Consider the following 20,214-nt stretch of genomic DNA (forward strand, 5'->3'; position numbering starts at 1 on the left):
AGTTTGGACCACCATATAACCAGTTAAAGCCCGTTTGCCTTCAATTTTAGGCGGACGGGCTGTCTTTATTCCCTTGTGTTCACTCGAATTTTAAAATTATTATCCGACTTAAATTGATCCAAACAGTCCTTACAAATGCAAGATTTCCCTAATTGTCCTTCTTGGATAAGATCAAAAATTTCTATCGGAAAAAATTCATAACCACACCAACAATCTCCGTTTTTATTACAGTTATTCATTCCGCTACAAATTGGACATTCTTTTTGTTTATTAAGTTTTTTTGCCAATTGCTTTTATCCTCTCTTTGAGAAATAATTAATCTCTTTATAAATGCAGTAATAATCAAAGTTTAAATATGGTTACTAATAATATCAAGCATTTATCTTTCAGAAGGTCTCCACTGTTTGTATTATTACTTTGTCTGATAAGGCCTTAAAGAATAAGTTTTTAGTCCTATAGGGTAGAAAAGTAATGATACAAGTTCACGAAGACAATTCTAAATTTATAATTTTATAACGTTATGTCTAGATGTTATTTGATTAATGTTACAGAACGTCTAATGAAACAAGTCTGAAAATTATTTATTATTTGACTATTATCTTTTGCAAAATGAATCTTTGGTATTAGAATAATATAATCACGTGGGGGGTGGTTAGAAAAGGTTATATGGTCAACCTTTTTTTCGAAAGCGCTACCAATTATTTGGTGGTTAAGTCCAATCATTTTTTCTTTAATATATTTCTACTTCAGTATTACAGTAAATAATCCCTTGCCTTAGTATGTGGCCAAAAATAGGAGGAGTTAAAATGAGTAAAAAATATTCACCTGTAAATTCACAGGAATCTCCACGTTTTAGTGGTATAAAAACATTTATGAGGTTACCTCATGTAAAAACTGAAGAAAATATAGATTTTGCGGTTGTTGGAGTCCCTTTTGACACTGGTGGAAGTTTCGCAGTAGGAACTAGATTTGGACCAGAAGCAGTTCGTTCAATGTCTTCTTTGTTAAGACCTTATAATCCAAGCTTGTCAGTGGATATATTTGAACATTGCTCGGGGGTAGATTACGGAGACCTTGTAGTTAACCCTGGATATATTGAGGACTCTTATAAGTTAATAGAAGAACAACTTAATCTTCTGTTAAAAAATGATGTTGTTCCGATAATGATTGGTGGAGACCATTCAATATCCTTGCCTATTTTGAGGGCGATGGCGGATAGATATGGCCCAGTAAGTCTAGTACACTTTGATTCGCATAGTGATACATGGGATTCGTATTTTGGTAGAAAGTATACTCACGGTACTGTGTTTCGAAGAGCTGTAGAGGAGAACTTAGTGAATTCAGAAAAGTCTATTCAAATCGGAATGAGAGGTAGTTTGTATAATCCAGATGACATCTCTGATGCTGAGAATTTAGGATATCAGGTCATACCAACCACTTCCTTAAAAAAGATTACTGCGGATCAATTAGGAGAAATTATACACGAAAGAGTGGGGAATAATCCTGTCTATGTAAGCTTTGATATAGACTTCCTTGATCCTGCATATGCACCAGGTACTGGTACTCCCGAAATAGGAGGGTTTACAACTTTTGAAGCTCAGGAGTTTGTTAGACAGTTGAATGGATTAAACTTAATAGGATTTGATTGTGTAGAAGTTTTACCGGACAGAGACATTACTAGAGTAACAAGTATTGCTGCTGCAAATATTTGTTACGAATTTATCTCCCTAGTTGCTTCAAATAAACGAGGAAATATACCAGTACCCAATAAGTCGAATTATACTTTCTAATTAAGTGACCTACAAAATATATTATAATTTTTTAGTTTTATTATTCTAATTGGGGGTTGTTAAATGCTACTAAAAGAAAAAGCTGTACAGCCGGTAAGTTTAAAAGCGGAATTAGGTCAACAAGTATATTATAAAAATTTATTAAAATCGTTTTTTTGTTTAGTTTTAGGAGGACTCATCTTTTTTGTTCCGCTCCAAATAGGTGAGAATGATACGAATATTTTATTTGGACTTATTGTTAACTTTATTGTAGACAACTTAGGCGCAATATGGTTTTGGACTGTTGTAGGAATTATATTTTTAAATGCTGTTGGTTTTATGTATAGTAGGTATATTTTAAAGAAAAATAATTGGATTAAAAATCTATATAAATCAGATTCAATATTGTTAGGGATTATATATGTTGTTGCAGCTGTTTACTCAATTATGTTTGCCTTCCAATTTGGTCCTGAGATGATTATTGGACCTTATACTGGAGGAGTTATAATTAATGATATTGCACTTCCAGTTGGCATAATTGTAGCTTTAGGGGGTATGTTTGTTGTTTTCTTCATATCGTTTGGTGGTTTACAGTTTGTAGGAACTTTGCTTGAACCAATTATGCGTCCACTTTTTAAAATTCCAGGTAATGCTGCACTTGATACGGTTTCTTCTTTTTTTGGGGCATCATCGGTAGGAGCCTATATAACTAGTAAACTATACAAGGAAAATGTGTACACGAAAAAAGAAGCAGCTACAATTGCTACTAGCTTTTGTGTCGTAAGTATTGGATTTGCTGCTTTGGTAGCGAATACTGTAGGGTTATTACCAATGTTTACTACTGTATTTCTAGTAGCATTTCTAACCGTGCTTATAATAGCAGCCATTATAGTGCGAATACCACCATTATCTAGAAAACCAGACGTGTACTATAACGGCCAAATACAAACAGAAGAAGATAGAAAAACTAATATAAAATATAATGTTCAATTATTTAGAAATGCAGTTAACAGAGCTGTTAATAGATCATATCAAGCAGAATCAATTGGAAAGGAACTAATGAAGGGATTTTTGGAAGGTGCAAGTTTAGTACCGAAGATACTATGTTTAATAACTGCTGTAGGTTTAACAGGGTTAATTCTGGTTGAATATACACCTATATTTACATGGTTAGGAATTCCTATGGTCCCTATATTGACTTTGTTTGGAGTACCAGATGCACAAGCAATTGCTGCATCAACTATTGTAGGTATTACAGAGATGTACTTGCCAGTGCTATTAATTGCTGATGCAGGGGTAAGTGTTGGGGCTGCATTTTTTATTGCTGTATTAAGCTTAGTTCAAATTATTTTCTTTGCAGAGACTGCAGTAATAATCTTAGCTACAGGTGTTCCGATTACTGCAAAGGAACTTGTAATTATCTTTTTTCAAAGAACAATTATAGCAATTCCAATTATTGCATTATTTATGCATCTACTTATTTAGTTAAATTAAGAATATTTTTCTATACAAATTTCCTGAAAAAATCCCCAGATAAGAACACACCTCCTAGAAAATGGGGGTGTGTATTTTTATTGCTAATTTTTACTATGAAACTATTATCTTTATAGGTTACGAGTATCTCTTATGTAACATTATAATAAAACTCTCATCAATACTCTCAACTTTTACGTGTCCTACCCTCTATTCTTAAAAGTTCTTCTCTGCTTTTGGTCAAAAATATGTAATTGTAATTAAGGTAAAAGTCTAAGGGATTTGTTATATGGAGATGCTATATTTTCGTCAGCAGAATCTGCTACAGCCATTAAACATTTTGCATAATGGGTAAGAAACAGTAATCAATGGCGAAAATGTTCGGAACTTTGGTTAGGCAGAGGAAGAATCGGATAAAAATAGTTTCTCAATAAATTTTTCGAATCAAAATATGAAATCATTGTGGTCTGTCACTTGACCGATAAAGGTGTATTCGGTCAGGGGCAGGCTTGTTCTTTATCGAGTGAATTATTCCATTTTACGGAAAACCCACTCTGTTCATGGTATAATATTTTGTGCAAAAACTTATTCTAGGTGGCATTCCTCCATGGCAGACTCCTTTGAACTGAACCTCACGACATCAAGATCTCCAGAAAGGCATGTTTTTTTTCGAAACTAATGAGAAAGGATATTTACTATGTACCTTTATTTATGGATTGTGTTTGTTGGGTTTATTTTGTTACACACATTGCCGCTATTATCTCGTAAAAATAGAACGAGATGGAAAATTACTCAAGCCATTTTAGTTACCTCTTCCGTTTTACTAGCAGTACTTGCAATTGAATTTTTAATTATTCCCCCGTTGATTCCTATTATTTTTGTTATAGTTGTCAGCTTTCTTACCGACAAATCTACCTACACAAAAAGAGGACTTATTATCGCTGGCATTGTGCTACTTTTTATTGCTGGTGGAGCTTTTTACTTATTTCATGACGATCCCAACTATGTAGAAAATTACATAAAAAACAACCCGGAATTAGCTTCTATGCATGTAAGTGTAAATGGCGAAGTGATTGTGAGTCAGGAGAGCGATGTTAAACGACCTTTGGCGAGTGTTGTAAAGACAATTGTTGCGATTGCGTATGCCAATGAAGTGGTGAAGGGCACCATTGATTCGGAAGAACGTATTCCGTTAGATGAGCTAGAAAAATTTCATCTTGCTAATACAGATGGTGGGGCACATCCAGCTTGGCTAAACGAAATGCGAGAAGCTGGAAAAGTCGTAAACAATGAAGTCAGTTTACAGGAAGTAGCAAAGGGAATGATTAGATATAGTTCCAATGCAAATACCGATTTTCTATTGGAAAAGCTAGGTGAAGCGTCCATTAATAGAGTCGTAGAGGAGTTAGAGTTGGAAAATCACGACCCTGTTTTTCCTATCGTGGCATCTTTGTTAGCTTCAGAATATATAAATGATCAGCATGGTGGAGGTTTGAGCAATCAACAATTAGAGGAAATGCTTCAATCTATAACGCTAGAAGAATACAGAGAGCTTGCTTGGGAGATTCATAACGTATTGAAGAAGGGGGAGGCAGCATTTTTCGATGGTACTGTTTCCATCCCAATGGAGCTACAAAAAATATGGTCTAACCGATTACCAAACGCGACAGTAGAAGACTATGGAAAGGTAATGGAAGCGATTTCTAATGATAAGGCAACTCTTCCAGGAGGAGAAGGCATTCTCCGTGAAATAATGGAGTGGCCAATGGAGCTACATACTTCCAACCGAGAAAAGTATGCACACTTCGGAGCGAAAGGTGGTTCAACTGCATTTGTTTTAAACCAAGCTCTTTATATTGAAGACAAAAACGGAAAGAAAATCGAAGTAATTATTTTTACAGAGGGATTTAACTTTATTGAATTTATTAAAATGAATCGAAGTATGAACTCGTTCTTACTTAAAGTTCTTAATGAAAGATAGAGTTTAAGGTTCAACAACGTGGTGGATGTGGTTAAATAATAGCGGAAACTCGCTTTATATGGTGTGTTTCCGCTATTTGTGTATACGAGTTTCCTGTTCAGTCAATCATACATTAGTAGGCGATACCTACACGAGATTTAATATAATCGCTTGATTCAATCTGGTTATATGTAAATTCAGCTGTATCCGGTTCAGAAATTTCAGCCCCGTTCTCCGGTAAATAATTACGTTCTACACGATATTTACCTATTTTTTCTCCGTTCGGTAAATACGTAGGACAAACAATGGTCCAGTCGAGTGTTGACTCTTTAAGGATATCGTAAACTTTATGATGTTCTTCTGCTGCACGGGTTGACTTACGCTTTGATTCACTTGATAGATAACGAAGAGTATTAGGGGTAGTTCTACTTTGAAGAATACCTGCAGTTCCAACCGTTATCATTCGTTTAATACTCTCGTTTTCCATTGCCTCGATAATTAGTGGCATGCTTTCAGATAGAGTGTCGTTGCCATCCGTATTTAGTGCACTAATAACTACATCAATTCCATGCATTACCCGGACGATATCATCTTTATTTAACACATTCCCTTGAATGATCGTTAAATTATCATTGTTTATTTGTATTTTTTCGGGGGTGCGAACTATTACAGTAACACGATGATTGTCTTGAAGAGCATATGTAACTATTAGACTTCCAACTCGTCCTGTTGCACCTAAAACTAAAATATTCAAGAGGGAACCTCCTTTAGCAAATACTAATATTTTTCTGTAAAAATTGCAGATTTACCTATTTCTTCTTTCCAACACTTCGGGTTTCACTTTAGCCCATCTCACATACATTCCGTGCCCCTCATAACCGTTGTGGCTAATTGTGTAACCACCATTCTGTGCTTCATAAAACCTCTGCCCTGTTTCTAAGCTACGTGTAACCCAACCTTGATTACATATCATATTTTCTACACAGTACCTTTGTGCTTCTGCCATAGTCTTAAACACCTTACGTGGTTTATCTTGCCTACTAAACAAAACGATTGCTTTAACTTTCTCCATAATATTTCTCCTTTTGTTCTTAATGGTCTTAAGGTTACTCAATTGTATCCCATTGAGGATTCCAAACTACTTCCCATAAGTGACCATCTGGGTCTTGAAAGTGACCAGAATATCCACCCCAGAAAGTGTCGTGTGCGGGATCAGTTATAGTTGCTCCTGCCTGTTTTGCTTGTTCCATTATATCGTCAACTTCGGCTTTACTATTAACATTGTGACCTAAAGTAAATTCGGTAGTGCTTGGTGCAGATAAGGTAACTTTTGCTTCATGAGCAATATCTTTTCGATTCCAAATGGCAAGTTTTAATCCAGGTTGTAACTCAAAAAAAGCAACTGCGCCATTTTCAAATTCTTCACCGACTATGCCATTTGTGGGAAGGCCAAGACCATCACGATAGAAAACCAAAGATTTTTCTAAATTATCTACACCTAAAGTAATTACAGTAACTCGGGGCTTCATAAATGGCATCTCCTAAACTATATTGTTTAAGTTAATTATAACAACAATTAGTTATTAGGAAAAAATATATTTGATAAAGAGTACAACGTTTTTGAGATGGATTTGCGTGCACGCATATATTTGTAGCATTACTAAAAGTGTGTGCTTGACGATCCTGTCCAATTGTAATAGGAAATTTCTTTGGATAAAAATAACGACTAATCAAAATACTATACATTGGAGAATACATACATGGGGTGTGACGCATCATAAAAGCGTAACGGATAGTAGATGTAAATAAAAAGGAGGTAAGAAATATGAAGAAAGTGAAGTTGATTATGGGTTTATTAGTTGTATTAATGGTAATGTCCTTATCTACTAGTGCATTAGGAGCTGAGAATCCTGCACCTACGAAAGACATTGTTGATACAGCATTAGAAGCAGGTGAGTTTAAAACATTAGCAGCAGCTTTAGAAAAGGCTGGATTAGTGAACGCGCTAAAAGGTGATGGTCCTTTTACCGTTTTCGCACCGACTGATGCGGCTTTTGAAAAACTGCTAAAAGAATTAAACGTAACACCTGAGCAATTATTAGAAAGAGAAGACCTAGCAACAATTCTTCAATACCATGTAGTACCTGGTAAAGTCATGTCACGTGATTTAAAAGAAGGAATGAAGGCAAAAACACTTGCTACTAAAGAAGTAACTTTCTCTCTTAATCCAGCACGTGTAAATAATGCCAACATTGTGAAACCGGATATTCAGGCTTCGAACGGTGTTATACATGTCATTGATACGGTTTTAATACCTGCAAATTAATCGATATAAAGACTGAGTTCGTACTTATGGTACAGTTCAGTCTTTTCATTCTTGAAGTGGTAAATACTATTGTTTGCACTCATTTAGAGATTATACATCATGAAGCAAGAAAGATGATTTGCATATATTCTTACTTAAATTCCAAAAAATGTGTGGACGAGGGACCTGTCCCTCTGTCCCAAACTGTTTCTTTTTTCCTAATTTTATAATAATAGGTTGAATTTTTGTTTTTATTGTATTAATATAATAAAGCAACTTAATATGACACTCTTATCGAGAGCAGGCAGAGGGATTTGGCCCGATGAAGCCCGGCAACCGGTCGTAATACCATTGTGAGATGGGGCAACTAACAATTATGTTAGTAGCCTAGGATTTTCCATTGTGACACGGTGCTAATTCCAACAGAAAGATACTATTTTTCTGAGAGATAAGAGGTACGGACTTTTACATAAATGTGCCTCTTTTCTATTGCTTAGAAAAGGGGCTTTTTGTTTGGAAGAAGATCGGTAAAAAAGTAGGTGTCTGTTACTAATAAACCAAGTAAACATATCGTTTTACTTATTAAGAGGAGGGGATTCGTTAAACTTATTTTTTGAAATCATCTTAATGAGGAGAACAGAAGGAGGATTTTTACATGAATACAAAAAAAATTATTTTAAGTATTGCTAGTTTAGTAGTTACGATGAGTTTATTTTTAACTGGATGTGCCACTGGAACAGTAAATGAGGGTACCCAAAATGTGAGTGGGGACCCTGTTAATGGTGGAGACTTCATTATCGGAAGCACCGGTTCACCTACTATTTTTAATTCCTTATATTCCGTTGATACAACAAGTAGTGCTATTCAGGGTTTTCTTTTTAACGGATTAGTAAAAACAAATACTAGTTTAGAGTTTGAAGGAGACTTAGCAGAGGACTGGGATGTTTCGGAAGATGGCTTAACTTGGACCTTTCACTTGAAAGAAGGGGTGAAATTTCATGACGGTGAAGAATTAACCGCAGAAGATGTTGTATTTACATATAGCATTCCACTACATGACGATTACGCAGGTGCGCGTGCATCTGACTTTGAACAAATTAAGGACATACAGGCTGTTGATCCGTATACAGTACAAATTACACTAACAGAAAAATATGCACCATTTTTGTCAACGATGAGTTATCACATTTTACCGAAACATATTTTAGAAGATGTGCCGATTGGCGATTTGGCGGAACATCCATTTAACACGAAAGAGCCGATTGGAACTGGTCCATTCACGTTTGTTGAATGGAAAGATGGAGAGTACATAAAAGTAGAAGCAAATGAAGACTATTACGACGGTCGCCCTAATTTTGATTCTATCGTTTACAAAATTGTTCCAGATGCGAACTCGTTAATGGTTCAACTGCAAACAGGAGATATTCATCACATTGCTGTTCAATCAGAAGACCTTATGCTTGCACAAGATTTAGAAGCGCAAGGACTCATTCAGTTGCAATCTGGCCTTGGATTGTCGTATACGTATATCGGCTGGAATCAAAAAAATCCGTTATTTCAAGATAAAAAAGTTCGTCAAGCATTAACCCACGCTTTGAATAGAGAAGTAATTGTTGAAAGTGTGTTAGAAGGTGATGGTCAGCTAGCGAATTCTACAGCAAGTCCAGTTAGTTGGTCTTACACGGAAGATGTACCTGTATTTGATTACGACCTAGAAGCAGCTAAAGCTCTGTTGGCGGAAGCGGGTTGGGAAGATACAGATGGAGATGGCATTCTTGATAAAGATGGAGAGAAATTCGAATTCACACTAAATGTGAACCAAGGTAATAAAGCCCGTGAACAAATCGCGGTAATTGCGCAAGAACAATTAAAAGAAGTTGGTATTGAAGTGAACATTAAAGTGCTCGAGTGGAGCGCATTTGTAAGTGCAAACATGGCACATGAGTACGATGCATGTATTAATGGATGGAGTTTAGGGGTAGACCCAGATCAAACGGATTACTTCCACTCCAAACATAGAGAACAAGGGTTGAACTATACACAACACAGTAATCCAGAGGTTGATCAATTACTAGAGGAAAACGTAAAAATCTTAGATGATGAAAAAAGATTGGAAGTTTTACACGAACTATACCAACAAATCTCGGAAGACCAACCGTATACATTTTTATACTATCCAAACGTACATTATGCACTACCAATTAACTTAGGAGGATTTGAGTTTCACCCAAGTAACGGTTTTTATAACATAAAAAACTGGTGGTTAGCGGAGTAATTTAGATTACATGTCTAAAAAAACAGGAGGCGAATGCTAGCCTCCTGTTTTTTGTATAATCTTATTTACCGTTCACAAGTAATAACGAAAAACTCCCCTGTTCTCATCGAAACCGTTCGTGTCGGAGGACCACTTATTCTTTGACTACAGAATACATCAATTGTCGTTAATCCACAAAAAGCCCTAACGTATTGGTTTCGTCCTAAATTGACGTCGGGTAATCTTCTCGTTGGCGCTCCTATAATAGGTAAGCAAAACACAACACCAATTTCTCCTGGGTGTAAAATCTCTTCACTAGCTCTAGATGTCCTTGTTCTGCCTTCTTCATCCACGATCGTAATATAATGTCCAGGAGTGAGAGTAGAAAGACTATCTAGTAAAGACTGTCTAATAGTATTGATGATATTTTCTTGCATATTTTTTAACCTCCCTTATTTTCATAAGATAGAGTATGCATTTACTAGAGTGAATGATAGGGCATGGAAGTATGTTGGCATATAAATCAACATTTATCTATGAAAAAGTGAAGTAGATTAATAGTATGTAAAATTAAAACGCCAAGCAAAAAAGAAAACCAAAACTAATAGTCTTGGTTAACAGCTTCACTTAAAAGAAGAATATCTTTATATATTTCATTCCTAATGCAAGGGTCAGGGCAACGATAATACTCATCAACTAGTTTAGTTAATTCGTATAGAATAATAGAATATACACCGTCTAGGCACTTTGTCATGGTGACCACCTTTATTAAATAGTACGAAAGTAATTATATCTAAAAAAATAGAAATGTCATAGTATGTGTGACTAATTTTTTTGTCGCTTCATTTACTTCCAGACAATTTTCATGAGCTAATCGTTATCAATGGTCGGCGATACCCGGTAGAAGGGGTAGTAGCTAAGCAGCAACTTGCTATGTTCCATAAACTAGATCATTTGTTAATTCTATTATTTTTATAAAATACTAAAATTATATTTGCAAAGTAATGCTAATGATAGTAATATTCTTTCATATAAAAAAATAAGCGGATGAAAGTTATGGGAGAGAGCAATCGAAGCCACCGAAGGAGCAAGTTTCAAAAAATACCCTTGAAACCAATCTCTCAGGTAGAAGGACCACAACTGGACGCGCCTCTGGAGAGCGTGTAAGAAGTACACCACCAAAGGGGAAAGCTTTATTGTTTTATCAATAAAGTCAAACTTTCAGGTATAAGGACAGAGCAGGGTGAAGTCACAAGGCATCTTACTGTCCTTTTTTGCTTGTACAAAAAAGGAGAGAATATTGTATGTTGGAACAACTAATGAAAAACCTCAATGATGTATTATGGGGTGCGCCGTTGATCATCTTTTGTGTGGCTGTAGGATTGTATTTTACAGTTCGTAGTAATTTCCTACAAATTCGTCACGTGAAAGAAATGGGAAAACTATTATTTAACGGAAAAAGCTCAGCTGAAGGAGTATCTTCCTTCCAGGCATTATCTTTAGCATTATCAGCCCGTATTGGGGTTGGTAACATTTCAGGAACTGCAATGGCGATTTTCTACGGAGGTCCAGGAGCAGTTTTCTGGATGTGGGTCATTGCCTTTGTCGGTGCAGCGTCCGCGTTCGTCGAGTCAACGCTAGCGCAAATTTATAAAGAAAAAAAAGACGGAGAATACCGTGGCGGTCCTGCTTATTATATTGAAAAAGGTCTAGGTTGGAAATGGTATGCTGTTATTTTTTCCATCGCAAGTTTAATCGCGATGGCCATCCTGATGCCTGGGGTGCAATCGAACTCGATCGGGATTGCGATTGACAATGCCTTTTCGATTGATAAGAAGGTTACTGGGATTGTTCTCATTATTATATTAGGTTTAATTATATTCGGTGGAATTAAACGTATCGCGAATGTTACCCAAGTTGTCATTCCGTTTATGGGGATGGGGTATATATTAGTCACACTTTCAATTATTATCGTTAACATAAGCAAGGTTCCAGAAGTGTTTTCCTTAATCTTTTCAAGTGCCTTTGGTGCTGATACGATATTCGGCGGAATAATCGGTTCTGCGATTGCATGGGGAGTAAAACGTGGTCTTTATGCGAGCGAAGCCGGGCAAGGAACAGGTGCTCACACAGCAGCTGCTGCGGAAGTTTCTCACCCTGTTAAACAAGGACTGGTACAAGCTTTTTCTATTTATATCGGAATCTTCCTAGTTTGTACATCCACCGCTTTGATGATTTTATTCACAGGCGCATACAACACGATGGACGAAGGAACGGGAGAATATGTTGTACAAAACATTACTGGCGTAGAAGAAGGGACAGGCTACACGCAAGTAGCAGTAGAATCTGTCTTCCCTACATTCGGTTCACCATTTATCGCAATCGCACTATTTTTCTTCGCCTTCACTACGATTATGGCGTATTACTATATAGCGGAAACGAATCTTGCCTATCTTGTTAATCAAAGATTTAGCAAAATCGCGTCTACCATTTTAAAACTAGTCCTTCTTGCCGCGACTTATTACGGTACTGTAAAAGAATCAGGTTTAGCTTGGACACTCGGGGATATCGGTCTTGGAATAATGGTATGGCTCAACTTAATCGCCATTCTATTGCTATCTAAACCAGCTTTACTAGCGTTAAAAGACTATGAAAGACAGAAAAAACAAGGCCTCGACCCAACCTTTAATTCTACGAAACTAGGAATTAAAAACGCAGACTTTTGGGCTGATGGGTATGAACAAACTGAGGATAAAAAAGAAGAACAGAAAGTATCATAATAGAAGAAAGCCGCCCTGTGGTTAATGGGGCGGTTTTCATTTAACTTTAAGCTTATTATTAAAAAAGGTGTTGTTCAGGCCTCTAGCATAAAAAGTAACCCCTACCTATTTAAAGTTTCCTGTTTTCGTGTTCATAAATTATTAATGATAAAAACATCCCCTTTGGTGAAACTATTAATAGGTGATTTGGGATGGAAACTAAAAAAAACTATTATATTCCAGTTGTTAGGAAGTTCTGGTATTGCCATGTATTCGCTTTTTTGTGGTTCTTATTTTCGGTTTTTATTTCTTTACCTTGGATAAAAGAATTAGGACAAGTAATTGGAATAATTCCTTCGATTATAATAATCGCTGGAATTGCCTATTTACCTGGATATTTAAATGCATTTTTGGTATTTAGTCTTTTCTTTGATAATCAACCAAAATTTAAGGTACACGATCCAACAGAGCCCGTTTCCATTTTTATTTCCTGTAAAAATGAGGAAAAGGGAATTAGTGATACCATACGTCATATTGCTAAACAAGATTATAAAGGAGATATGAACATTATTGTAATTGATAATGCATCGAAAGACCTAACTAGTAGTGTGGCATTAAAAGCGGGTCAGGAATATAATCTTGATTTAAAGGTTATATATGAAGAAAAACCGGGTAAAAATTTTGCTCTTAACCGAGCATTAGCCATGGTTGATACCCCTTTAATTATTACTCTTGATGCAGACACTATCTTAACGAAACCAGCTGTTCGGTTACTAGTAAGTAGATTATTATCAGCTCCAAACGAAATTTGCGCTGTTGCAGGTTCTGTACTTGTTCGAAATAGTCGTAAAAATTTTTGGACTAGAATTCAGGAATGGGATTATTTTTTAGGTATTGCTTCAATAAAAAGACTACAAGGATTTTACCAAGGAACATTAGTAGCCCAAGGAGCATTTAGTTTGTATAAAAGGGAAGCCCTTGAAAAACTCGGAGGTTGGGATGATGCAATAGGGGAAGATATCGTGCTAACGTGGCAGATGTTACAAATTAATTGTAAAGTATATTTTGAGCCTCTTGCAGTTGCATTTACAGATGTTCCTGAAACATTAGTTCATTTCGTAAGACAAAGAAGTAGATGGGCAAGAGGAATGATAGAAGCTTTTAAAAGAGTAAAACCTTGGAATCAACCCTCTATATTCACAAAGTACCTTACCGGAACAAATCTTATTTTCCCTTACTTAGATGTTGTATACACCTTTGTTTGGATTCCAGGGCTGATATTGGCCTTTTTTGGCTATTACTATATCGTTGGTGCGACGATACTTTTTGTTTTACCGTTAGCACTATTAACGAACTATACAATGTATCATTATCAACGAAAAGTATTTGATAAGTTAGGGTTAAAGATTAGAAAAAATATATTTGGTTTCTTTGCGTATGTATTAACGTATCAAATGTTTATGTCCCCCATATCAGTTTTGGGATATGCACAAGAATTTTTGCAGTTAAAAAGAGTTTGGAAATAAGTTTATGATTCATGAAGTTAGGTGTATTAGAGATTATGGATTAACCGAAACAGACTATCATGGCCTTTTCTTCCATAGTCCCTACAAGTTACTCTCCTTCGATTAATAGTGACAGACATTACTTTTTCTTGTTAAACTGATAGTAGTAAAGGTACATTCAGTCGAAGGAGATATGCAGATGAGAGAGGTAGCGAGTAAGAATGGTAGTGTAGAAAAAGCATTACAAGTTATTGAATGCTTTGATTTAAAAAATCCATCTTTAACATTGGACGAGCTTTCGAAAAAGTTGGGGTTCTCAAAGCCAACAGTCTTCCGCATGATTTCCTCACTTGAAAAGTTTAGATATATAAAACGAGTCAATCAGGACGGACAATTGAAGTTCCAGCTTGGTATGGCCTTTTTAGAAAAAAGTCAAATTGTAAACAGCCATTTTGATATTCGGGAGCTAGCCAAACAAGAAATGCTATTGCTTCGAAATGAAACCGGTTTATCGGTTCAATTAGCTATCCGGGATGGAAACGAAGCCGTCTATATTGAACAATTTGAAGCTTTATCGGCATTTCGTGTCTTTCCGCAGGTAGGGAGAAGAGTTCCCTTATATGCAGCGGCCTGTCCACGGGTTTTATTAGCGTTTATCCGAGACGAAGAGCAAAAGGCTATTTTAGATAGTTATACGTATACGCCGTTCACCCCACACACCAAAATAAATTACGACATGATTTTTTCTGAACTAGGAGATATAAGAGAAAAAGGTTATGCAGTTAGTAAGGGAGAGTTACATGAAGGAACAGCTGCGATTGCTGTGCCAATTTTTGATATTAATAACAATGTAATGGCTGCATTAAGTGTGATTGGTATTGACCGTGAATTTAACAATCAGTTAGAATCACATGTTGCTAGATTAAAAGACTGTGCCAGGAACATACATGAAAAGTTACATTAATAAATCCACGTTACAGGTTGTCCAGATAGGGTAGCCTGTTTTTATTTGTTTTTATAGAAAATTTTAAAAATTGAATGAAATTTAGTAAATGATAGTGTACAATAAGAACAATATTTTTAATTATGAAACAATTATTTCACATAATGAAATGGAGGTAGGGTTTATGAATCTACAAACATCTACGAATCATCCTGTTACAGGAACTGGTAAGCTCAGTAGAGGATTAGGTTTTGTTGACTTATGGAGTGTTGGTGTTGGAGCGTTAATCGGGGGAGGAATTTTCACGGTTATCGGTCCGGCAGTTGCACAAGCAGGACCTGCGTTGTTTGTGGCTTTTTTAATTGCAGGTGTTATTGCAATTCTTTCAAGTTTGAGTTACGCAGAACTAGCTTCAAATTGGCCATATGAGGGTGCGTCCTATGCATACTCTAAGTTTGCTTTCACCCCGATACATAAGGATTTAGGTAGACTAATGGCATTATGGTGTTCAGGTCTTTACTTCTTATCCTTTGCATTTGCAGCAGGGGCAGTAAACCTAGGTTTTGCAGGTTATTTTAATTTTCTTTTCCCGTCACTATCACCAACGCTAGTTGCGCCAGTAGTGTCAATCGCTATTACGGGATTATTGCTAATTGGAATTAAAACTACTGGTAAAGTTAATACGATTTTCTCTATTATTCAGGTGATTGCTTTATTTGCGATTGCGATTATTACTATTTTCCACAATCCAACAGGCCCATTCATGCACAGCGACTTTTTACCAAATGGATGGACTGGTGTTTTTGCAGCAACTGCATTAATTGCTTTTGGACAAATGCAAGTAGAGGCTGTGTTAACTCTTGGTGAGGAAGCGAAAAAACCAAGACGGAATCTTCCTTTAGCGCAAGTGTCTGCACTAGTGACAGTAGTTGTTTTATATTGTTTGACAGGATTTGGAGTTGTATCTGCAGCAGACCCAAGTGCATTAGCTGCATCAACAGCACCATTATCACTCGCAGTTGAAACAGTGTTACCTGGAGTTGGTGCCGTATTAATTGCCATTGCAGCACTTACTGCTACTGGAACATCAACAGTTGGCTGTTTATTAGGATCGTCGAGAATGATATTCGCAGCTGCAAGGGAGAAAGCTGTTCCTGGCTTTTTAGGAAAAGTAAATCCGAAGACACACGTTCCTGTAGCAGCAACTGTGTTTACTGGAATTATTGCGTTAGGCACCACTCTCATGAGTACAATGGGATACGGGCAAGCCATCTCTATAGCGGTCGGTGCAGCCGTATTTGCCAACTGGCTCATGATGGGGCTAATGAACATTGCACTTATTGTTGTAAGGGTAAAACAACCCCATTTAAAACCATTATTTCGTTACCCGGTAAATATAAAAAACATTCCGGTGCTCGCGATTGTTGCGGCGATTGCATCATTCTGGATTTTAACATATATCCAGCCAATTCCATTGTTAATTGGAATAAGTTGGTTGGTACTAATCACGGCATTTTATTTCTTTTATTCAAGAAGCCGTTGGGAGTACTTAGATGAAAGGGACATGGAAAACATCACAAAAGACTAACAGGAGATGAGAAAGATGAAAAGTGTTTGGTTACAAGAAAATAAATGGGAAGATGTAGAAGGTTATTTACAAAATAAAAAGACGATAATTGTTCCAGTTGGAAGTGTCGAACAACACGCAAAGCATTTACCACTCGGAACCGACTCCTTTGTGGCGCTTCGGGTAGCAGAAGAAGTGGGGCAAAAAACAAATACATTAGTTGCTCCACCGAACTGGGTTGGCTGGGCGCCCCATCATATGGCGTTTCCAGGAACGATAACGTTACGTCCAGAAACATTAACAAATCTTGTGTACGATATTTGCAAAAGCCTTGTCTACCATGGCTTCGAAAAAATCATTATTTTAAATGGTCACCGTGAAGCAAATCTACCACCACTAAAAATTGCGATTACAAAGCTTCGAAATGAAACGGGTGCCTTTCTAGCAATAGCTGATCCATTCTATATAGCAGATCAAATTGCTAGAGAAATCAAGGTATCCGAACCTGGTGGGGTAGGCCATGCTGCAGAGATGGAAACATCACATATGTACTATTTGTACCCAGACTTATGTGATCCTTCAAAAGCTGTAAAGAATGTACACAACAAACACCCATTCTTACAGCATGATCCGTTCGTTGAAGGTGATACCGTTTTTGTCCCAAGCGATGTTGGTACATATCGTGAAGGAGCGAAGAATATTGGAGTCGTAGGCGACCCAACAGTTTCCACAAAGGAAAACGGTGAAATTTATCATCATGCATTAGTGAAAAACTTAATAGAACTTGTGCGATATTGTGAGGAAGAAGTAACGGTGGAAGTGAGAAAGCGTGAAATACCGCTTTAAGAGGACTTCCCTTCAAAGTCCAGCCTCAAGAATAATTTTTTATTAGAACAAATCTGCGGGTTATTCGGTAAAAAGTACAGCTATTTATGGAACTCGTTGGAAAACCTACCTAAAAATCTTACCTCCAAGCACGAAGGATGTTCTAATTAAGGTTGAGTGTTTTCAAAATAATAATTTCGATAAGCCCGTTCATCTTCATTAGAAGGTGGACGGTTTTTTTGTACCGCCCAAACATAAAATTTGCTTTTTAGGATTTTATTCCTAATAAACTTGGCTCTCCTGTCTCTAATTCACGACAAGTTCCGTTCGTAACGGACCTATTGCTCTGGTCACTACTTATTTTTTGTGCACGTTCTTCTGTATAAGAATACTGTTTTAAACAAAATATAAAAAGGTTTTCACATAACAAATTCGTAGTTAAAAAGGGGTGGCAACATGAATCTAAAACATTACAAGTTGCAACAGCTTAATACAGACGAATATGCGTTAGTATTATATCTTGATGACCAGTTAACTGAATTTGCAAATGAGCTTGGGACGGATGTTCAATCTCAACAAAGTATCCGTTTAACGGCTATTAAAATTATTAAAGAAAAATATCCTGCAATGAAAGTAACGGCTATTAAAGTGATTGTTGGAGGGTTGCTCGCAACGTCAATACCTCTTCTCGATAATAAACATTCGGCATCCGCCCAAACGAACGAGCCGAATGGTCAAGCAACCGATTCATCAGCCGTTCATTATATCGTAGCTCCGGGCGACACACTTTGGACGATAGCAAGAAAGTTTGGTACGACGATTGATTATATTAAAAGAGGAAATAATTTAACTTCCGATATTCTGCATGTTAATCAACAATTAATAATTCCAATCGCTTTTCATAAAGTTGAAGTTGGTGATTACTTATCTGTTCTAGCTCGAGATTATAAAACAACTATTTCAGCTATTCGAGAAGCTAACGGTCTAACAAATGACTCGGTAAGACTAGGACAAACATTAATCATTCCTGCCATCGTGAGTGTGTCCAAATCGCAACCTACACAGGTAATTCCGCCCGCGCAGCAGTCTAAAACGTATACGGTTGTATCAGGTGATAGTTTATCTGTTATTGCAAAAAAGTTTGGGATAACAACAGAGTCACTTAGAAGCGCTAATAACTTAACGTCTGATATAATTCGAGTGGGGCAAACCCTCACAATTCCGGGTAGTGATAATTCTCCAAGCGAGCAATCTACTGATCTTAACTATACTGTAGTTTCTGGAGATAGTTTATCGGTGATAGCGAAACGTTTTGGAACAACGACGGAGGCTTTAAGAACATCAAATAACTTATCGTCAGATGTCCTGCAAATTGGTCAAAGATTAGTTGTCCCAACTGGAAATTCAACCATTTCCGCACCAACACCTGTACCATTGCAACCAACTACCTACACAGTTATTTCTGGAGATAGTTTATCGGTCATAGCCAAGCGTTTTAACATAACGACTGATTCATTACGGAGTGCCAATAATCTTCGAACAGACGTCCTGCAAATCGGTCAAACGTTAACAATTCCATCAAGTGGTACGACCACAACACCAACAACTCCAGCTCCTACTGTTAGTTCTTATACTGTCATATCTGGAGATAGTTTATCGGTGATAGCGAAACGTTTTAATACAACAGCTGATGCATTACGTTCTGAAAATAATTTAAGATCAGATGTTTTGCAAATTGGGCAAGTGTTAACAATCCCCAGTGGGTCAACCGGAACCTCACAACCTACACCGACACAGACTGTTCAAGAAGAAAGAAAAACGTTCACCTATCGTGTGGTGGCAGGTGATAGTCTATCAGTTATCGCTAATCGGTTCGGAGTAACAGTACCGGCTATTCGATCAGCAAATAACTTAAAATCCGATATACTTCAAGTTGGACAAGCACTTACAATCCCAGATGGCATTAACGCGCCTGCGCAAACGGCAGCTAACACCATTACTTATATTACACATACAGTTAAATCTGGAGACAACCTTTGGGATTTAAGTATTCGATACGGAATACCTCAAACGGAATTATTGAGAGCCAATAATTTAACGACCCGAAGTACATTATCTATCGGACAAAAGCTAACAATCCCTGTTCATAATATTGCTGTTAAACCAGTAGTTAGTGCAAAACATGGCGAGCTATTAGATTGGTGGACCGAAGCCCAGTACGTGTTCCCAATTGGAAAAGAAGCGACGGTTACCGATATGAAAACAGGGAAGAGCTTTAAAATCAAGCGAACGATCGGAGCCAACCATGCAGACGCAGAAACACTTACAACTCGTGATTCTAATATTGCAAAAGAAATTTGGGGAGGCTTTTCCTGGACACCACGAGCGGTTATCGTCGAAGTAGATGGTAGAAAACTTGCAGCTTCCATGAGCTTTATGCCTCATGATGTCCAATATATAACAAAAAATGGAATCACGGGTCACTTTGACGTGTACTTTTCCAATAGTACTCGTCATGTCGATGGAAAAGCAGATCCAAAACACCAAGCCCAAGTGGAAATAGCGGCGGGTTTAAGGTAGAACTTTTTAATACGTTTAGCTATGAAGAAGCAAGCCGTTACCCAATTTAAAACAAAAATGTAGATGTTGGAGAAACGAAAAAGTGGTGTAACAAGTTTTTTTTTATTAAGAACTTTATAGTAAGAACAGCTATAAAATAAACAGCCCAATGCATTAGGTAGTGGGCTGTTTATGTTGAAAAATTTTCTATAGTGTCAATTATCATTATTGATTAATTCACTATTTTCAAGATAGTGTTCCGATGTAATATAGGGTCAATGGTACTTCCAATAGG

General features: G+C 36.9%; 17 protein-coding genes and 3 riboswitches. Of the genes, 11 read left to right on the plus strand and 6 right to left on the minus strand.

What is annotated here, in order from left to right; genetic code table 11:
• Nucleotides 1-65: 65 nt before the first annotated feature.
• Nucleotides 66-239: a cysteine-rich CWC family protein gene (locus O1A01_RS08980; RefSeq protein WP_270066390.1), complete on the minus strand. Its 174-nt coding sequence runs from the start codon at nt 237-239 to the stop codon at nt 66-68.
• Between the two features lie 567 nt (nt 240-806).
• Here O1A01_RS08980 and speB point away from each other — a divergent pair.
• The 3 genes from speB to O1A01_RS08995 all read left to right on the plus strand — a co-directional run bounded on the left by speB (nt 807) and on the right by O1A01_RS08995 (nt 5,223).
• Entirely contained in the window at nt 807-1,790 is a 984-nt protein-coding gene (speB, locus tag O1A01_RS08985; RefSeq protein ID WP_066417096.1) for an agmatinase, read from the plus strand.
• Between the two features lie 63 nt (nt 1,791-1,853).
• A complete protein-coding gene (locus tag O1A01_RS08990; protein WP_066417099.1) occupies nt 1,854-3,254 on the plus strand; it encodes a YjiH family protein in 1,401 nt (466 codons plus the stop codon).
• A gap of 685 nt (nt 3,255-3,939) precedes the next feature.
• Complete coding sequence (locus tag O1A01_RS08995; RefSeq protein WP_270066054.1) at nt 3,940-5,223, plus strand: serine hydrolase; 1,284 nt, start codon at nt 3,940-3,942, stop codon at nt 5,221-5,223.
• Between the two features lie 112 nt (nt 5,224-5,335).
• Here the strand turns inward: O1A01_RS08995 and O1A01_RS09000 are convergent, their stop codons facing one another.
• The 3 genes from O1A01_RS09000 to O1A01_RS09010 are packed head-to-tail and all read right to left on the minus strand — an operon-like array spanning nt 5,336 to nt 6,731.
• Nucleotides 5,336-5,956: an NAD(P)-dependent oxidoreductase gene (locus O1A01_RS09000; RefSeq protein ID WP_270066055.1), complete on the minus strand. Its 621-nt coding sequence runs from the start codon at nt 5,954-5,956 to the stop codon at nt 5,336-5,338.
• Nucleotides 5,957-6,007: 51 nt separating this feature from the next.
• Nucleotides 6,008-6,274 (minus strand): hypothetical protein, encoded by a 267-nt coding sequence (locus tag O1A01_RS09005; protein ID WP_270066056.1) that lies wholly within the window; start codon nt 6,272-6,274, stop codon nt 6,008-6,010.
• 34 nt (nt 6,275-6,308) lie between these two features.
• A complete protein-coding gene (locus O1A01_RS09010; RefSeq protein WP_066417109.1) occupies nt 6,309-6,731 on the minus strand; it encodes a VOC family protein in 423 nt (140 codons plus the stop codon).
• Between the two features lie 296 nt (nt 6,732-7,027).
• Here O1A01_RS09010 and O1A01_RS09015 point away from each other — a divergent pair, with 296 nt between their 5' ends.
• Nucleotides 7,028-7,528 (plus strand): fasciclin domain-containing protein, encoded by a 501-nt coding sequence (locus O1A01_RS09015; protein ID WP_084380477.1) that lies wholly within the window; start codon nt 7,028-7,030, stop codon nt 7,526-7,528.
• 267 nt (nt 7,529-7,795) lie between these two features.
• Nucleotides 7,796-7,962: riboswitch (SAM riboswitch) on the plus strand.
• Between the two features lie 200 nt (nt 7,963-8,162).
• Nucleotides 8,163-9,782: a peptide-binding protein gene (locus O1A01_RS09020; RefSeq protein ID WP_270066057.1), complete on the plus strand. Its 1,620-nt coding sequence runs from the start codon at nt 8,163-8,165 to the stop codon at nt 9,780-9,782.
• Between the two features lie 65 nt (nt 9,783-9,847).
• Here the strand turns inward: O1A01_RS09020 and O1A01_RS09025 are convergent, their stop codons facing one another.
• Nucleotides 9,848-10,198: a hypothetical protein gene (locus O1A01_RS09025; protein ID WP_270066058.1), complete on the minus strand. Its 351-nt coding sequence runs from the start codon at nt 10,196-10,198 to the stop codon at nt 9,848-9,850.
• 164 nt (nt 10,199-10,362) lie between these two features.
• Complete coding sequence (locus O1A01_RS09030; protein ID WP_169714874.1) at nt 10,363-10,515, minus strand: hypothetical protein; 153 nt, start codon at nt 10,513-10,515, stop codon at nt 10,363-10,365.
• Between the two features lie 293 nt (nt 10,516-10,808).
• Nucleotides 10,809-10,908, plus strand: a riboswitch (glycine riboswitch).
• 3 nt (nt 10,909-10,911) lie between these two features.
• Nucleotides 10,912-11,000, plus strand: a riboswitch (glycine riboswitch).
• Nucleotides 11,001-11,065: 65 nt separating this feature from the next.
• Between O1A01_RS09030 and O1A01_RS09035 the strand changes: the two genes are divergently transcribed.
• The 6 genes from O1A01_RS09035 (at nt 11,066) to O1A01_RS09060 (ending at nt 19,940) form a co-directional block, all read left to right on the plus strand.
• Nucleotides 11,066-12,541: an alanine/glycine:cation symporter family protein gene (locus O1A01_RS09035; RefSeq protein ID WP_270066059.1), complete on the plus strand. Its 1,476-nt coding sequence runs from the start codon at nt 11,066-11,068 to the stop codon at nt 12,539-12,541.
• A 191-nt stretch (nt 12,542-12,732) separates the two neighbouring features.
• On the plus strand, nt 12,733-14,046 hold the full coding sequence (locus tag O1A01_RS09040; RefSeq protein ID WP_270066060.1) for a glycosyltransferase family 2 protein: 1,314 nt from the start codon (nt 12,733-12,735) through the stop codon (nt 14,044-14,046).
• Between the two features lie 178 nt (nt 14,047-14,224).
• Nucleotides 14,225-14,989: an IclR family transcriptional regulator gene (locus O1A01_RS09045; RefSeq protein ID WP_270066061.1), complete on the plus strand. Its 765-nt coding sequence runs from the start codon at nt 14,225-14,227 to the stop codon at nt 14,987-14,989.
• Nucleotides 14,990-15,152: 163 nt separating this feature from the next.
• Complete coding sequence (locus O1A01_RS09050) at nt 15,153-16,556, plus strand: APC family permease (protein ID WP_066417128.1); 1,404 nt, start codon at nt 15,153-15,155, stop codon at nt 16,554-16,556.
• A gap of 15 nt (nt 16,557-16,571) precedes the next feature.
• A complete protein-coding gene (locus O1A01_RS09055; protein ID WP_270066062.1) occupies nt 16,572-17,381 on the plus strand; it encodes a creatininase family protein in 810 nt (269 codons plus the stop codon).
• A 435-nt stretch (nt 17,382-17,816) separates the two neighbouring features.
• Nucleotides 17,817-19,940, plus strand: coding sequence for a LysM peptidoglycan-binding domain-containing protein (locus tag O1A01_RS09060; RefSeq protein ID WP_270066063.1), 2,124 nt, complete (start codon nt 17,817-17,819; stop codon nt 19,938-19,940).
• The last annotated feature ends 274 nt before the right edge of the window (nt 19,941-20,214 follow it).

The sequence above is a fragment of the Sutcliffiella sp. NC1 genome, assembly GCF_027594365.1.
In the GTDB taxonomy this organism is placed as follows: domain Bacteria; phylum Bacillota; class Bacilli; order Bacillales; family Bacillaceae_I; genus Sutcliffiella; species Sutcliffiella cohnii.

Excerpts from the sequence above, each read along its gene's own strand:
- O1A01_RS09060 (WP_270066063.1), top strand. The coding sequence starts at position 17,817 with ATGAATCTAAAACATTACAAGTTGCAACAGCTTAATACAGACGAATAT.
- O1A01_RS09005 (WP_270066056.1), bottom strand. The coding sequence starts at position 6,274 with ATGGAGAAAGTTAAAGCAATCGTTTTGTTTAGTAGGCAAGATAAACCA.
- O1A01_RS09015 (WP_084380477.1), top strand. The coding sequence starts at position 7,028 with ATGAAGAAAGTGAAGTTGATTATGGGTTTATTAGTTGTATTAATGGTA.
- O1A01_RS09025 (WP_270066058.1), bottom strand. The coding sequence starts at position 10,198 with ATGCAAGAAAATATCATCAATACTATTAGACAGTCTTTACTAGATAGT.
- O1A01_RS08980 (WP_270066390.1), bottom strand. The coding sequence starts at position 239 with ATGAATAACTGTAATAAAAACGGAGATTGTTGGTGTGGTTATGAATTT.
- O1A01_RS09010 (WP_066417109.1), bottom strand. The coding sequence starts at position 6,731 with ATGAAGCCCCGAGTTACTGTAATTACTTTAGGTGTAGATAATTTAGAA.
- O1A01_RS08990 (WP_066417099.1), top strand. The coding sequence starts at position 1,854 with ATGCTACTAAAAGAAAAAGCTGTACAGCCGGTAAGTTTAAAAGCGGAA.
- O1A01_RS09045 (WP_270066061.1), top strand. The coding sequence starts at position 14,225 with ATGAGAGAGGTAGCGAGTAAGAATGGTAGTGTAGAAAAAGCATTACAA.
- O1A01_RS09055 (WP_270066062.1), top strand. The coding sequence starts at position 16,572 with ATGAAAAGTGTTTGGTTACAAGAAAATAAATGGGAAGATGTAGAAGGT.
- speB (WP_066417096.1), top strand. The coding sequence starts at position 807 with ATGAGTAAAAAATATTCACCTGTAAATTCACAGGAATCTCCACGTTTT.
- O1A01_RS09035 (WP_270066059.1), top strand. The coding sequence starts at position 11,066 with ATGTTGGAACAACTAATGAAAAACCTCAATGATGTATTATGGGGTGCG.
- O1A01_RS09030 (WP_169714874.1), bottom strand. The coding sequence starts at position 10,515 with ATGACAAAGTGCCTAGACGGTGTATATTCTATTATTCTATACGAATTA.
- O1A01_RS09020 (WP_270066057.1), top strand. The coding sequence starts at position 8,163 with ATGAATACAAAAAAAATTATTTTAAGTATTGCTAGTTTAGTAGTTACG.
- O1A01_RS09050 (WP_066417128.1), top strand. The coding sequence starts at position 15,153 with ATGAATCTACAAACATCTACGAATCATCCTGTTACAGGAACTGGTAAG.
- O1A01_RS08995 (WP_270066054.1), top strand. The coding sequence starts at position 3,940 with ATGTACCTTTATTTATGGATTGTGTTTGTTGGGTTTATTTTGTTACAC.
- O1A01_RS09040 (WP_270066060.1), top strand. The coding sequence starts at position 12,733 with ATGGAAACTAAAAAAAACTATTATATTCCAGTTGTTAGGAAGTTCTGG.